This is a genomic window from Enterococcus sulfureus ATCC 49903, assembly GCF_000407605.1.
GTDB lineage: Bacteria > Bacillota > Bacilli > Lactobacillales > Enterococcaceae > Enterococcus_G > Enterococcus_G sulfureus.
Map to the genome: position 1 here is coordinate 137,566 of NZ_ASWO01000003.1, position 16,012 is coordinate 153,577.

The 16,012-nt window shown below is 38.8% G+C and carries 10 protein-coding genes; 8 read left to right on the forward strand and 2 right to left on the reverse strand.

The features are described from left to right. Positions 1 to 329: 329 nt before the first annotated feature. Positions 330 to 3,929 carry a DNA-directed RNA polymerase subunit beta gene (gene rpoB, locus I573_RS04460; protein WP_016186132.1) on the forward strand — a complete coding sequence of 1,200 codons (3,600 nt, stop codon included), beginning with the start codon at positions 330 to 332 and terminating at the stop codon, positions 3,927 to 3,929. Between the two features lie 74 nt (positions 3,930 to 4,003). Next, a complete protein-coding gene (gene rpoC, locus I573_RS04465) occupies positions 4,004 to 7,660 on the forward strand; it encodes a DNA-directed RNA polymerase subunit beta' (RefSeq protein WP_016186131.1) in 3,657 nt (1,218 codons plus the stop codon). Positions 7,661 to 7,695: 35 nt separating this feature from the next. On the opposite strand, the gene I573_RS04470 is transcribed toward rpoC, so the two are convergent. Further along, positions 7,696 to 8,598 (reverse strand): AraC family transcriptional regulator, encoded by a 903-nt coding sequence (locus tag I573_RS04470; protein WP_016186130.1) that lies wholly within the window; start codon positions 8,596 to 8,598, stop codon positions 7,696 to 7,698. Between the two features lie 140 nt (positions 8,599 to 8,738). Here I573_RS04470 and I573_RS04475 point away from each other — a divergent pair, with 140 nt between their 5' ends. The 6 genes from I573_RS04475 (at position 8,739) to I573_RS04500 (ending at position 15,534) form a co-directional block, all read left to right on the forward strand. Next, positions 8,739 to 10,172 (forward strand): glycoside-pentoside-hexuronide (GPH):cation symporter, encoded by a 1,434-nt coding sequence (locus tag I573_RS04475; protein ID WP_016186129.1) that lies wholly within the window; start codon positions 8,739 to 8,741, stop codon positions 10,170 to 10,172. 21 nt (positions 10,173 to 10,193) lie between these two features. Then, entirely contained in the window at positions 10,194 to 12,035 is a 1,842-nt protein-coding gene (locus tag I573_RS04480; protein WP_016186128.1) for a glycoside hydrolase family 2, read from the forward strand. Then, positions 12,019 to 12,984, forward strand: coding sequence for a beta-galactosidase small subunit (locus I573_RS04485; protein ID WP_016186127.1), 966 nt, complete (start codon positions 12,019 to 12,021; stop codon positions 12,982 to 12,984). Before I573_RS04480 ends, I573_RS04485 begins: the two co-directional genes overlap by 17 nt. A 145-nt stretch (positions 12,985 to 13,129) precedes the next feature. Beyond that, positions 13,130 to 14,653 carry an ABC-F family ATP-binding cassette domain-containing protein gene (locus tag I573_RS04490; protein ID WP_016186126.1) on the forward strand — a complete coding sequence of 508 codons (1,524 nt, stop codon included), beginning with the start codon at positions 13,130 to 13,132 and terminating at the stop codon, positions 14,651 to 14,653. Positions 14,654 to 14,674: 21 nt separating this feature from the next. After that, complete coding sequence (locus I573_RS04495; protein ID WP_016186125.1) at positions 14,675 to 14,986, forward strand: hypothetical protein; 312 nt, start codon at positions 14,675 to 14,677, stop codon at positions 14,984 to 14,986. 71 nt (positions 14,987 to 15,057) lie between these two features. Continuing rightward, positions 15,058 to 15,534 carry an S-ribosylhomocysteine lyase gene (locus I573_RS04500; RefSeq protein WP_016186124.1) on the forward strand — a complete coding sequence of 159 codons (477 nt, stop codon included), beginning with the start codon at positions 15,058 to 15,060 and terminating at the stop codon, positions 15,532 to 15,534. Positions 15,535 to 15,566: 32 nt separating this feature from the next. Here I573_RS04500 and I573_RS04505 read toward each other — a convergent pair whose 3' ends face one another. Then, the gene (locus I573_RS04505) at positions 15,567 to 15,971 is read right to left on the reverse strand and encodes a hypothetical protein (protein WP_016186123.1); all 405 of its coding nucleotides are present in this window, start codon (positions 15,969 to 15,971) and stop codon (positions 15,567 to 15,569) included. Positions 15,972 to 16,012: the final 41 nt, after the last annotated feature.

The following is a 16,012-nucleotide window of genomic DNA, read 5'->3' on the forward strand; positions in this document are numbered from 1 at the left end:
TATAAAGAACTCGCAGACAAGTGTCTATGAACAACTGATTCTTTTATAGAAAGAAATAGTTTTTCCTTGACTTTTTCTGAAAATATCTGTATAGTTAATAGAGCAAAAACTATCGCAAGTGCAGGGAGCAGAAACGATCTATTGTCCGTTTCGGCCGTAGGATAAGGAGCAAAAGTAGAAAACTTCATTTAACGAAGGGAATCTATTTTTGGTTTTTTTTTGTCCTAAACCCGTAAAAAATGTTCTTTGTCACTAAACTTTAACTTTTGTCATGAAATTGTAAAGTTTATGATAGCTATTTTGAAAGAAATTTTAGAGGGGTGAAGAGCTTGGCTGGACACGTAGTAAAATACGGAAAGCACCGCGAACGTAGAAGTTTCGCACGTATCAGTGAAGTATTGGAATTACCGAATTTGATTGAGATTCAAACTGACTCTTATCAATGGTTCTTAGATGAAGGATTAAGAGAAATGTTTGAAGACATTTTACCGATTGATGATTTTAATGGAAACTTGTCACTTGAATTTGTGGATTATGAATTAAAAACACCGAAATATACGGTGGAAGAAGCACGCGCACATGATGCAAACTACTCTGCACCTTTGCACGTAACCTTGCGTTTAACAAACCGCGAAACTGGCGAAATTAAAGCACAAGAAGTTTTCTTTGGTGATTTCCCATTAATGACAGAACAAGGTACATTCATTATCAATGGTGCAGAACGTGTTATCGTTTCTCAATTGGTTCGTTCTCCGGGAGTTTATTTCCACGGAAAAGTAGATAAAAATGGTAAAGAAGGTTTTGGATCAACTGTGATCCCTAACCGTGGCGCATGGTTGGAAATGGAAACCGATGCAAAAGATATTTCTTATGTTCGTATCGACCGTACACGTAAAATTCCATTGACAGTATTGGTTCGTGCATTAGGATTTGGTTCTGATGATACGATTTTTGAAATCTTTGGTGAAAGTGAATCTTTACGCAATACGATTGAAAAAGATTTACACAAAAACGCAAGCGATTCTCGTACTGAAGAAGGATTAAAAGATGTTTACGAACGTCTTCGTCCAGGTGAGCCGAAAACTGCTGATAGTTCTCGTAACTTATTAAATGCTCGTTTCTTTGACCCACGTCGTTATGACCTAGCTGCTGTTGGTCGTTACAAAGTCAACAAAAAACTAGACTTGCGCACACGTCTATTAAACTTAACATTAGCGGAAACTTTAGTTGATCCTGAAACAGGTGAAATTTTAGTTGAAAAAGGCACTGTCATCACGCATCAAATTATGGATGAATTCTTAGGTGAACATCTAGTAAATGGCTTAAACTCAGTGACGTACTATCCTTCAGAAGATGGTGTCGTAACAGATCCAATGACCGTTCAAGTGATCAAAGTATTTTCACCATTAGATCCTGAACGTGAAGTAACGGTTATCGGAAATGGCTATCCAACAGATGAAGTACGTACAGTACGTCCTGCAGATATCATTGCTTCAATGAGTTATTTCTTTAACTTAATGGAAAACATCGGTAACGTAGATGATATCGATCATTTAGGAAACCGTCGTATCCGTTCAGTTGGTGAATTACTACAAAACCAATTCCGTATTGGATTAGCGCGTATGGAACGTGTAGTTCGTGAGCGTATGTCGATTCAAGACACTGAAACACTAACACCACAACAATTGATCAATATCCGTCCTGTTGTAGCAAGTATCAAAGAATTCTTTGGTTCTTCTCAGTTGTCACAGTTCATGGATCAAACCAACCCATTAGGTGAGTTGACGCATAAACGTCGTCTATCTGCCTTAGGTCCTGGTGGATTGACTCGTGACCGTGCCGGATATGAAGTCCGAGATGTGCATTATTCCCATTATGGCCGTATGTGTCCGATCGAAACACCTGAGGGACCAAATATCGGGTTGATCAACAGCTTGGCTTCTTATGCGAAAGTCAATAAATATGGCTTTATCGAAACACCTTATCGTCGTGTGGATCGTGAAACTGGTCGTGTAACCGATCAAATCGATTATTTAACAGCCGATATCGAGGATCACTATGTTGTAGCCCAAGCGAATAGTCCATTAAATGAAGATGGTACATTTACAAATGACGTAGTAATGGCACGTGCAACAAGTGAAAACTTGGAAATTTCAATCGATAAAATTGATTACATGGACGTATCACCTAAACAAGTAGTTGCCGTTGCGACAGCATGTATTCCTTTCTTGGAAAACGATGACTCCAACCGTGCCTTGATGGGTGCCAACATGCAGCGTCAAGCTGTTCCATTGATCAATCCTAAATCTCCTTGGGTCGGAACGGGTATGGAATACAAATCAGCCCATGACTCAGGTGCTGCCTTACTATGTAAACATGATGGAATCGTTGAATATGTAGACGCAAAAGAAATCCGCGTTCGTCGTGACAACGGTACATTAGATACGTATACAGTAACAAAATTCCGTCGTTCAAACTCAGGTACAAGTTACAACCAACGTCCATTGGTTTCATTAAATGAAAAAGTGGAAGCTGGCGATACTTTAGCTGATGGTCCTTCAATGGAAAACGGCGAAATGGCTTTAGGTCAAAACGTTCTTGTTGCCTTCATGACTTGGGAAGGATACAACTATGAGGATGCGGTTATCATGAGTCGTCGTCTGGTTAAAGATGATGTCTATACTTCTGTTCATATTGAAGAATACGAATCAGAAGCACGTGATACAAAATTAGGACCTGAAGAAATCACTCGTGAAATTCCAAACGTCGGTGAAGATGCATTGAAAAACTTAGACGAAATGGGGATTATCCGCATTGGTGCTGAAGTTAAAGATGGCGATCTATTAGTCGGTAAAGTAACACCTAAAGGGGTAACGGAGCTTTCAGCAGAAGAACGCTTATTGCATGCGATCTTTGGTGAAAAAGCGCGTGAAGTACGCGATACGTCATTACGTGTTCCTCACGGTGGTGGTGGAATTATTCATGATGTGAAGATCTTTACTCGTGAAGCTGGCGATGAATTATCACCAGGTGTCAACATGCTTGTTCGTGTATATATCGTGCAAAAACGTAAAATCCACGAAGGAGATAAAATGGCCGGACGTCACGGAAATAAAGGGGTAGTTTCTCGCATTATGCCTGAAGAAGATATGCCTTTCTTACCAGACGGTACACCAGTCGATATCATGTTGAATCCACTTGGGGTACCATCACGTATGAATATCGGACAAGTATTAGAGTTGCATTTAGGAATGGCTGCTCGTCAACTTGGCATCCATGTTGCAACACCAGTATTTGATGGAGCTTCAGATGAAGATGTATGGGAAACTGTTCGTGAAGCGGGTATGGCTCGTGATGCGAAAACGATCCTTTACGATGGACGTTCAGGTGAACCATTTGATGGACGTATCTCAGTTGGGGTTATGTACATGATTAAATTGGCCCACATGGTTGATGATAAATTACATGCGCGTTCAATTGGACCTTACTCATTAGTAACGCAACAACCACTCGGAGGTAAAGCTCAATTTGGTGGACAACGTTTTGGTGAGATGGAGGTATGGGCACTTGAAGCTTATGGTGCGGCATATACTTTACAAGAAATCTTAACGTACAAATCTGATGACGTGGTTGGACGTGTGAAAACATACGAAGCGATCGTTAAAGGTGAACCAATTCCAAAACCAGGTGTTCCAGAATCATTCCGCGTATTAGTAAAAGAATTACAATCATTAGGATTAGATATGCGTGTATTAGATATCGAAGATCAAGAAATCGAATTACGCGATATGGACGATGAAGATGATGATTTACTAACTGTTGACGCGTTGACAAAATACGCTGAACAACAAAGTGCTAAAGATGCACAACATCAAAAACCAACTGTCTTACCTCGTGATGAAGAAGCAGTAAAAAACCCGTTAGATTAAGAAGTAGTCACTTTGCTTAGCAAAGTGACCTACTTATTTGATTCAGCCGTGAAATGAAATGGAGGGAACCCCTTTTGATCGATGTAAATAAATTCGAAAGTATGCAAATCGGTTTAGCTTCTCCAGAAAAAATCAGAAGCTGGTCTTATGGTGAAGTTAAAAAACCTGAGACTATTAACTATCGTACTTTAAAACCTGAACGTGAAGGTCTATTCGATGAGCGTATTTTTGGTCCTACAAAAGACTGGGAATGTGCTTGTGGAAAATACAAACGTATCCGCTATAAAGGAATTGTTTGTGACCGTTGTGGCGTTGAAGTCACTCGTTCAAAAGTTCGTCGTGAGCGCATGGGCCACATCGAACTAGCAGCACCTGTTTCACATATTTGGTATTTTAAAGGTATTCCTTCACGTATGGGTCTTGTATTAGACATGAGCCCTCGTGCCTTAGAAGAAGTCATTTATTTTGCCTCTTATGTTGTAATCGATGCTGGAAATACTAGCTTAGAGAAAAAACAATTGTTAACCGAACGCGAATACCGCGAAAAACGTGCACAATATGGTCAAGAGTTCAATGCTGCGATGGGTGCTGAAGCAATCCGTCAATTGTTAGAAACTGTTGATCTTGACGGTGAAGTTGTTGAATTAAAAGAAGAATTAAAAACAGCTTCAGGTCAAAAACGTACACGCGCGATCCGTCGTTTAGATATCTTAGAAGCGTTCCGTGCTTCTGGCAACAAACCAAGCTGGATGGTCATGGATGTTATTCCAGTTATCCCTCCAGATCTACGTCCGATGGTTCAATTAGAAGGTGGTCGTTTTGCGACTTCTGACTTGAATGATCTATACCGTCGTGTGATCAACCGTAACAATCGTTTGAAACGTTTATTAGATTTAAATGCGCCAAACATCATTGTTCAAAATGAAAAACGTATGCTACAAGAAGCTGTTGATGCGTTGATCGATAATGGTCGTCGTGGCCGTCCAGTTACTGGACCAGGTAACCGTCCATTAAAATCTCTTTCTCATATGTTGAAAGGGAAACAAGGTCGTTTCCGTCAAAACTTACTTGGTAAACGTGTCGACTACTCTGGACGTTCAGTTATCGTAGTAGGACCGTTCTTAAAAATGTATCAATGTGGATTGCCTAAAGAAATGGCGATCGAACTATTTAAACCATTCGTTATGCGTGAATTAGTTCAACGTGAACTTGCGTCAAACATCAAAAATGCAAAACGTAAGATCGAACGCCAAGAAGATGAAGTCTGGGATGTTTTAGAAGACGTAATCAGAGAGCATCCAGTTCTATTGAACCGGGCACCTACACTTCACCGTTTAGGTATCCAAGCTTTTGAACCTGTTTTAGTTGAAGGCCGCGCGATTCGTTTGCATCCACTTGTATGTGAAGCGTACAATGCCGATTTCGATGGAGACCAAATGGCCGTCCATGTACCATTAAATGAAGAAGCTCAAGCAGAAGCACGTATGTTAATGCTAGCTGCTCAAAACATCTTGAACCCTAAAGATGGTAAACCAGTAGTAACACCTTCTCAAGATATGGTATTAGGAAACTATTACTTAACCATGGAAGAATCTGATCGTGAAGGCGAAGGCATGATCTTCCGTGATATGGATGAAGCAGTAACAGCTTGGCGTAATGGATACGTGCATTTACATTCACGTATTGCCGTTAATCCTAAAACATTAGGTGATAAACCATTTACTGAAGAGCAACGCAATAAATTAATGGTCACAACTGTTGGTAAAATTATCTTTAACTCAATTATGCCACCAGAGTTCCCTTATTTAAATGAACCAACTGATTTTAACTTGACAGTACAAACTCCTGATAAATACTTTGTTGGTGCGGGTTCTGATATTCCGACATTTATCAAAGAACAAGAATTAGTATTGCCATTTAAAAAGAAAAACTTAGGAAATATCATCGCAGAAGTATTCAAACGTTTCAAAGTTACTGAAACGTCTCATATGCTTGACCGTATGAAAGACTTAGGTTACAAACATTCTACAACTGCTGGGATTACAGTAGGGATTGCTGATATCATGGTCTTACATGAGAAGCAAGAAATTATTGAAAAAGCCCATCATCAAGTAGAAGTCATTACAAAACAATTCCGTCGTGGATTGATTACAGATGATGAACGTTATGAACGCGTAATCGCAGTTTGGAATAGCGCTAAAGATCAAATCCAACAAAAACTGATGGAATCTTTAGATGCGAAAAACCCAATCTTCATGATGTCAGATTCTGGAGCCCGTGGTAATATCTCCAACTTTACTCAGCTTGCTGGGATGCGTGGACTGATGGCCGCTCCGAATGGTCGAATCATGGAATTACCGATCATCTCAAACTTCCGTGAAGGATTAACTGTCTTAGAGATGTTTATCTCTACCCATGGAGCGCGTAAAGGAATGACCGATACCGCCTTGAAGACAGCCGATTCAGGTTACTTGACTCGTCGTCTAGTAGACGTGGCTCAAGATGTCATCATTCGTGAAGACGATTGTGGTACAGACCGTGGATTAGATATTAAAGCAATTACTGAAGGTAATGAAATCATCGAATCTCTAGAAGAACGCTTGATTGGCCGTTACACTCGTAAGGCTGTTCTAGATCCTGAAACAGGTGCGATTATTGTTGGAACAAATGAATTGATCACTGAAGATCTTGCGAAACAAATTATTGAAGCAGGAATCGAAGAAGTATCGATCCGTTCAGTCTTCACATGTAATACAAAACATGGTGTATGTAAACACTGTTATGGCCGTAACTTGGCTACAGGAGCTCAAGTTGAAGTTGGAGAAGCTGTTGGTACAATTGCTGCCCAATCAATCGGAGAACCTGGTACACAGTTAACTATGCGTACGTTCCATACCGGTGGGGTTGCCGGAGATGATATCACTCAAGGTCTTCCTCGTGTCCAAGAAATCTTTGAAGCACGTAATCCTAAAGGGCAAGCGGTCATTACTGAAGTAACTGGTGATGTTATCGATATCTCTGAAGATGCGGCTACACGTACAAAAGAAGTAACGATCAAAGGACAAACAGATACACGTACGTACACAGTACCATTTACTGCACGTATGAAAGTAGTGGAAGGCGATATCATCCATCGTGGTGCACCACTTACAGAAGGTTCGATTGATCCAAAACAATTGTTACAAGTTCGTGATGTATTATCAGTTGAAAACTATCTATTGCGCGAAGTACAACGCGTATACCGTATGCAAGGGGTAGAAATCGGCGATAAACATATCGAAGTAATGGTTCGTCAAATGTTACGCAAAGTACGCGTAATGGATCCAGGTGACACTGATATCTTACCAGGAACATTACTAGACATTGCAGACTTTAAAGACCGTAACTACGAAACATTAGTAGCTGGTGGTGTACCTGCCACTGCACGTCCAGTGTTACTAGGAATTACTAAAGCATCATTAGAAACAAATAGTTTCTTATCTGCTGCATCATTCCAAGAAACAACACGTGTGTTAACAGATGCTGCGATTCGTGGTAAAAAAGATCCATTACTTGGATTGAAAGAAAATGTTATCATCGGGAAAATTATTCCTGCTGGTACTGGTATGGCTCGTTACCGTAACATGGAGCCTAAAGAAGTATCAGTCGTTAGCGAAAATGTGTACAGTATCTCTGATATCGAAGCACAAATGGCTGTCGAAGATGCATTAGCAAACAATCAAGAAGTATAATCAAAAAGGTATCCCAGTTGATGGGATACCTTTTTTTATGTAGAGCGAGTGGTTGGGGATTGTTTTTCGATACGATTAATCAAGGTTTCAAATGAATCGATGGAGCCTTCTGGTTGATGAACGCGCTTACGATAAGTAGTCGGTGCTTCATTTGTATAGCGATGAAAAGCGCGACTAAATGAAACTAAGCTTGAAAACCCAACCGCTTCACTGATTGTTTCTACACTTTGATCGGTATTAATGAGTAAAAAGGCAGCTTGATTGATTCGGATACTCATTAACCATTGTTGAATCGTCATGTTCATTTCTTTTTTGAATTGACGTGAAAGATGACTTCTATTCACCGCAAGCTGAGTAGCAAGACGTTGGATCGAAATCGTTTGATATTCTTCTTTGATTAACTGGATCACTTGTAAAATAAGCGGGGATACTTTTTGGGCAATATTTGGTTCAGAATTGACGGCATCTTGAACAAAAAGCGCTAAAAAACGATAAGTTAATTCAGTTAATTTTAGTTCTTGCGTCAACTCACTACTCTTTGTTTCCAAACAGTTTTGGATCGTACTGATATATGGTGTGATATTTTTAGTCGATGCCACATAATAAGTTTGTTCTAAACAACTTTTAGTAATAATTTGATCTGCTGTCACTCCACTAAATGCGATCCAAATGTAACTCCAAGGATGCTTAACAGAAGAACTATAAAAAGTTGTATCATTTGGGCGAATCAAAAAGAAATCCCCTTTTTTAAGAAAATATTGTTTGTTTTTGACGGTATACATTCCTTCTCCATCTAATACTAAGTGTAAAATATACAGATCACGTACAGCTGGGCCAAAAGAATGATGATCGAGTGTTTTAGAAAAACCACAGAACTCAAATTGTAAAGAAGATTGAATCATTCGTTGGGGTAAAACTGAAAAAATCGCTTGTTCCATAAACTCACCTCTCTTATTACTTTAGCACAATATGCAACATTTTGTTAAATAAGTGCGACAAAAACATAAGGAAAACGTTTTATTTACTGCTATACTATGGTTATGAAAGCGTTAAAATTTTTTAAGAGGGATGATGGACAATGGGGAAAAAACTAGGTCAACGAATTAGTTATGCTTTTGGTGCTTTTGGTCATGATGTATTTTATGTAACGCTAAGTACGTATTTTATGTTATTTGTAACAAGCTCGATGTTTGCCAACACAGATAAGGCAACCGCAGCGAAATTAATTGGGATCGTCACAAGTTTAGTCGTAGGGATTCGCTTAGTCGAAATTTTATTTGATCCAATAATCGGGGGGATTATTGACAATACACGTACTAAATATGGGAAATTTAAACCGTGGTTAGTTGTTGGTGGTATTATGAGTTCGCTATTATTGATTCCTTTATTTACCAATTTCTTTGGTTTACCTGAAACAAATCCTGTTTTATTTATTATTTTATTCGGAATTTGTTTTATTTTATTGGATTCATTCTATTCGTTTAAAGACATCGCATTTTGGTCAATGATTCCTGCTTTGAGTACCGAAACGAAAGAACGTGAAAATCTAGCTACCTTTGCTCGTTTTGGTTCATCATTGGGTGCAAATGGAACGACTTTAGTAGTCGTTCCGATTACAATCTTCTTCACATATTTGATGACAGGACAAAAAGGAGAACAAGGAGCATCTGGATGGTTTTGGTTTGGCATGATCGTTGCCATTGTCGCAGCAGGGAGTGCTATCGTTACAGCATTGAATACTAAAGAAAATGATAGCGTTATCCGAAAACAAACTGAGAAAGTCACAATGCGCACAGTATTTAAAGCGATTGCACAAAATGACCAATTGATGTGGCTTTCTTTATCCTATATTGCATATGCTATTGCGAATGTAGCGACAACAGCTGTATTGTTATTGTACTTTAAATTTGTGTATGGCGATGCTTCTGCTTTTTGGCTAGTTGGTTTTGTTGCAGCAGCTCTAGGGATTATTGCTGTACCATTGTTCCCGACGTTGACTCGTTTGATTTCTAGACGATATGTTTATTTGATCGGATTAGCAGTAATGGCTTCATCATATATCTTTTTTAGTTTAGCTGGTCAAAATTTATGGATGATTCTAGTAGGATTGATTTTATTCTACTTTCCACAACAATTGATTTTTCTTTCAGCACTGATGACGATTACAGATGCGGTTGAGTATGGTCAATGGAAAAATGGTGTACGAAATGAAGCCGTAACCCTTTCTATTCGTCCGTTATTAGATAAAATTGCTGGTGCACTTTCAAATGGTATTGTCGGTGTCGTAGCGATTGCCGCTGGAATGACTGGAAATGCAACGTTCCAAGAAATTACTACTAAAGATGTATCTATCTTTAAAATTTATGCATTTTATTTACCCGCAGCTTTAATGATTGTCTCAGGATTAGTATTTGCTTTTAAGGTAACGCTAACTGAGAAAAAACATAAAAAAATTGTTGAAGAATTGGAAGCTGAATTTACAGCGCAGCAAGCCGTCTCTTCTGTACAATAAAAAAAGAAAGTAGGTAGTGTAATGAATCCATCGATTGAATGGCTAGATCAACCAGAGGTGTTTCGTGTCGGACGTTTAGATGCGCATAGTGACCACGTCAATTATAGTTCAAAGGAAACTTGTGAACGAAAAGAGGCGTTGGTACAAAATCTAGATGGTGTTTGGGATTTTTGCTATAGTCAAAATCCACAAGTTCGCCCACAAAATTTTTATGAAGTAGACTTTGATGGTACATCGTTTGATACGATTCATGTTCCTCAGCATATCGAGTTTTCAGATTACGATACACTACACTATATCAATACGATGTATCCTTGGGAAGGAAAACGATATCGTCGTCCAGACCAAACAAAAGGGATGTTTAGCCAAGATCCCGAAAATCCAGTTGGTTCATATCGAATGACTTTCGATCTAGATGATGCTTTAAAAGACCATCCTGTTCGTATTCGTTTTAATGGTGTCGAACAAGCGATGTACATTTGGTTGAATGGAGAATTTGTTGGATATGCTGAAGATAGTTTTACACCTTCAGAATTTGATTTAACACCATTTATTAAAAATAAAGATAATCTTTTAGCAGTTGAAGTGTATAAACGTAGTACTGCAGCGTTTTTAGAAGATCAAGATTTTTTCCGTTTCTTCGGAATTTTCCGTTCTGTAGAATTAATTGGAGAACAAGCTATACATTTGGAAGATGTGACGATCAAAACCATTGTCGATAGTCAACAAAAAAGTGGTCAAGTTCACGTAGCGCTTAAAGTGTTGCGCGGCGAAGAGGCAACGTATCGCTATACATTGGGAAAAAATGGACAACAGCTTTTACAAAAAACGACTCAAGCGACAGAAGTTGACTTCAAAGTAGAAGACATTTTGTTATGGGATATTGACACGCCAGAATTGTACCATGTCATCGTCGAAATTTTACAAGATGAAGAAGTGGTTTCGTATACGCCAGTTGCTTTTGGATTTCGTGAGTTGGTGGTAAAAGAGAGAGTCATGTATTTAAATGGAAATCGTTTGAAATTAAATGGTGTCAATCGTCATGAATGGAATGCCGCAAGTGGTCGTGTGATCACAGATGAAGATGAGCGTTTTGACATTGAGTTTATGAAGGACAATTCCATTAACGCAGTACGTACTTCACATTATCCAAATCGTTTATCGTTTTATGAGCGTTGCGATGAGGCTGGAATTTATATGATGGCGGAAACGAATTTGGAAACCCATGGTTCATGGCAAAAAATGGGAGCGATCGAACCTTCTTGGAACGTCCCTGGCGATTATCCAATTTGGCGTGACGTGACTTTAGATCGTGCAGTTTCAAATTACGAGTGGTTGAAAAATCATCCATCGATTTTATTCTGGTCATTAGGGAATGAATCTTTTGTGGGTGAAACTCTCAAAGAAATGAATGCCTATTATAAGCAAATAGATGATTCACGTCTTGTTCATTATGAAGGGGTATTTTATGACGATGCAATGAAACCGTTTATCTCTGATATGGAAAGTCGCATGTATGCTTCTCCAACAGATATTCGTACGTATCTTAGTGAGGATCCTCAAAAACCATTTATCTTGTGTGAATTCATGCATAATATGGGGAATTCAATGGGTGGATTAAAAGAGTATATGGAATTATATGACGAGTTTGAATCGTATCAAGGTGGATTTATCTGGGATTATATCGATCAAGCGATTTTAAGAAAAGACCCATTAACAGGACAAGAAGTCTTGCGTTATGGTGGCGATTTTGATGATCGTCCATCAGACTATGAGTTTTCGGGCAATGGCTTATTATTTGCGACACGTCAAGCAAAACCATCAATTCAGGAGGTAGCTTATTATTATGAAAAATACCGCTAAATTATCAGTCGTATACGGCGATGTCGTTTTAGGTGTACATGGCGAAAACTTTAGTTACTTATTTTCTTATGCCTCAGGCGGATTAGAATCCGTAAAAGTAAACCAACGTGAATGGATCTATCGCCCAATCAAACCCACATTTTGGCGTGCATTAACAGACAATGATCGTGGGAGCCAATTTCACTTGAAGTCAGGGATGTGGTTAGGTGCAGATCAGTTTACTCAATGTGTAGCGATTAAAGTAGTAGCAGATGATCAAGATCAAACAGCTGTGGCGACTGCTCCAGCTAATAATCAATTTCAAGAAACACAAGCTGTAGACACACTAGCGATTACGTATACGTATGAAACGATTACAGTACCTAAAACTACAACAGAGATTACCTATACAGTTCGTCCAGATGGAAAAATCAAAGTCACTGCACATTACCATGGTCAACCAAGTTTACCTGAATTGCCTGTTTTTGGAATTCGACTGGTTATGCCCACTTTAGCAACGGGCTTTACGTATGATGGACTTTCTGGTGAGACGTATCCCGACCGTAAACAAGGTGGCAAACCTGGTCAATATCATGTCACAGGTTTGCCAGTAGCTCCTTATCTTGTACCTCAAGATTCAGGAATGCATATGGAGACCAACTGGGTCGAAGTGGTACGTGATACACAATTAGACAATAAAGCAATCCAACGTACAGCAACAAGTTTACGTGTACAAGCAATCGACACACCATTTCATTTTTCATGTGTACCGTATACACCACTAGAATTAGAAAGTGCCACTCATCAAGAAGAATTACCGCTTGCAAGACGTACAGTATTATCGCTTTATCGTGCAGTTCGTGGAGTTGGAGGAATCGATAGTTGGGGAAGTGATGTATTGCCGGACTATCGTGTATCCGCACAAGAGGATCATATTTTAGAAGTCGAATTGTCTTTTCCTGAAAAGTAGCTTACCTAGACTTTTCGTTTCTCACGTGTTAGACTGATTTGAGGATTATCCGTGTAAATCAGTGTGAGATGAATCAAATAGCGTCACGCTGTAGACAAATTGTCTACAGCGTTTTTGGTTCTGTACACGAAGAAGGGAAAGAAATATGCTTAGTTTAATCGATATTACGCAACAATTTGGAGATAAAATTTTATATGAACAACTAAATTTACAAGTCAATAAGGGAGAACATGTTGGACTCATTGGTCAAAATGGTGCTGGAAAATCAACTTTGATCAAAATCATCACCGGGGAACTTTTACCAGATAATGGTCAAGTCACTATGCCTAAAAATTGCCATATGGGCTATCTGGATCAATATGTTGAGGTCGATGAGTCGTTGACGATTTTTGAGTTTTTAAAAACAGCTTTCCAAAAAGAATTGGATATGGAAGCGCAAATTACCGCAGCTTATACAGAGTACGCGGAAACAATGGACGATAAATTATTAGAACGCGCTGGAAAATTACAAACACAGCTTGATCAAGGTGATTTTTATCAAATGGATACCTTGATTCAAGAGATGGCAAGTGGTCTGGGACTACAAGTTTTAGGTTTAGATTCTGTATTAAAAGACTTAAGTGGTGGCCAGCGCTCAAAAGTAATTTTAGCCAAACTATTATTAGAGAAACCAGACATGCTCGTTTTAGATGAACCAACCAACCATTTAGACGATACACATGTGGAATGGTTAAAAAACTTTTTACAAAATTTCGAGGGTACGTTTTTAGTGATCTCGCATGATCGTACATTTTTAGATGAGATTACCACACATATTGCGGATATTGAATTTGGTCAATTGACGAAATATACAGGAAATTTAACCAAAGCCTTAAAGCAAAAAGAAGCCAATCGTGAATCGTATCTACGTCAATATGAGTCACAAAAGAAACAAATTGAAAAAACAGAAGCGTATATCCGTAAATATAAAGCTGGATCACGTTCAACAATGGCGAAAAGTCGGGAGAAACAGCTCGCTAAAGTAGAACGATTGACACCACCTTCTGATGCGCCAAAACCTAATTTCCAATTTCCATATCAACCAATCGTGAGTACGTTAGCATTGACAACAGATCAATTAGTCATTGGGTATGAACGGCCACTTCTTGATCCAATCCAATTGACGATTCGTTATGGTGAATTGATTGCCATTAGAGGATTCAATGGGATCGGAAAATCGACGTTGTTAAAAACACTGATTGGTCAATTAGAAGCATTAGGCGGAGATTTTCAATTTCCAGCCAATACGAAAGTCAATTATTTTTCACAGGATCTGGTTTGGGAAGCACCTTTAGAAACACCGATTCAATATTTAGGTCGTATGTTTGAAAAAGCAACAGTCAAAGAAATCCGTCGTCATTTGTCACAAGCAGGCTTAGTCAATCAGTTGGCTCAAGAACCATTGAATCAATTAAGTGGTGGGGAACAAACTAAAGTAAAACTAGCACAAATGACCATGACGCCAGGAAACTTTTTGATTTTAGATGAACCAACGAACCATATCGATCAAGAAACGAAAGAAAGTCTGCGAGAAAGTCTACGTAACTATCCAGGAACGGTGATTGTCGTATCCCATGAACAAGAATTTTATGAAGACTTTGTCGACCGTATCGTGGATATTGCAGGATAATACAGAAGTGAGTGAAGAAAAATGATTGAACATTTTAAGGCATTGCAGTTGACGGTAGTTGAATTGCCCATTGAATTTGAAGAAGAACGCCCATTATATCGCGCGTACTTAAAAGAATTGCCTTTTTTAGCGGGTGAAGGCAACTCTAAACAAGTCATGTATCGCCGTTTAATGGAAAAGTACCAAATTTATGTAGAGACTCAGCGTGAAGCGCAAAAGGAAGAGCAAGAAGAAGAAATGACTTCAGCGCTTCTCTCTGTGTCTGATTTGATGAAATATTATGATGGAGAAACATTTGATGGTTTTTCTTATGATTTTACTCAAGATAAATAAGGTATTTGACAAATAAAAAAAGGTCTACTACACTGACACTGTAATCCAAGGTACTTAAAGGAGGAAAACACATGGCAGAAGTTGAAAGTTTTACATTAGATCACACAAAGGTAAAAGCACCTTATGTTCGTTTGATTGCAGAAGAAAATGGACCAAAGGGCGATGTGATCGCAAATTATGATTTACGTTTCTTACAACCAAATGAAAAAGAAATGCCAACTGGCGCAGTGCACACATTAGAGCACTTATTAGCTGATTTGATGCGTGATCGTTTAGACGGAATTATTGATATTTCACCATTTGGCTGCCGTACAGGTTTCCACTTGATCACTTGGGGTGTACATAGCCCAGCAGAAGTAGCTAAAGCGTTGACAGAAGTCTTAACGATCATCGCGAATGAAACAGTTTGGGAAGATGTCCAAGGCGTTTCAATCGAAAGTTGCGGAAATTATCGTGATCATTCATTATTTGGAGCTAAAGAATATGCTAAATTAGTGATCGACGAAGGAATCAGTGAAGATGCATTTGAGCGTCGTATCGTAAAATAAAAAAAGGATGAGAAGAGATTCTCATCCTTTTTTTATGCTAAAGCTGCTAAAGAAATCAACGAAATCCCAATGACTAACAACACTAATCCAACTAAAGTGAAACATTTTTTCCAAGGAAAAGTGGATTGTTTTTTCGGATTGCGTTTTTTGGGCAATGCTGCAAGTGGATCAGATTGCACATCAACTACTGGAGTAGTTTTTCTAGGTAATACTAAGGCAATTAATAAAAATAAAATTCCATTTAATGTTGCGCCGACACCATAAATCAAATTGTAATTAATTGTAACAGTCGATAAAATATCTCGTCCAATATCTAAAATTGTACCTACTTCTAGTGTTTGAAATCCGATCGTATCTGCTGCTACAGGCTGCACACCTAAAGCAAAGGCTACGAAGAGCGCAACAACACTTAGTGTAACTGGTCGAAATCGAGTCAAAATGATCGCTCCTTCAATGATTTAGTCAATGACTCAATCAT

Excerpts from the sequence above, each read along its gene's own strand:
- I573_RS04500 (WP_016186124.1), top strand. The coding sequence starts at position 15,058 with ATGGCAGAAGTTGAAAGTTTTACATTAGATCACACAAAGGTAAAAGCA.
- I573_RS04480 (WP_016186128.1), top strand. The coding sequence starts at position 10,194 with ATGAATCCATCGATTGAATGGCTAGATCAACCAGAGGTGTTTCGTGTC.
- I573_RS04470 (WP_016186130.1), bottom strand. The coding sequence starts at position 8,598 with ATGGAACAAGCGATTTTTTCAGTTTTACCCCAACGAATGATTCAATCT.
- I573_RS04485 (WP_016186127.1), top strand. The coding sequence starts at position 12,019 with ATGAAAAATACCGCTAAATTATCAGTCGTATACGGCGATGTCGTTTTA.
- I573_RS04490 (WP_016186126.1), top strand. The coding sequence starts at position 13,130 with ATGCTTAGTTTAATCGATATTACGCAACAATTTGGAGATAAAATTTTA.
- I573_RS04475 (WP_016186129.1), top strand. The coding sequence starts at position 8,739 with ATGGGGAAAAAACTAGGTCAACGAATTAGTTATGCTTTTGGTGCTTTT.
- I573_RS04495 (WP_016186125.1), top strand. The coding sequence starts at position 14,675 with ATGATTGAACATTTTAAGGCATTGCAGTTGACGGTAGTTGAATTGCCC.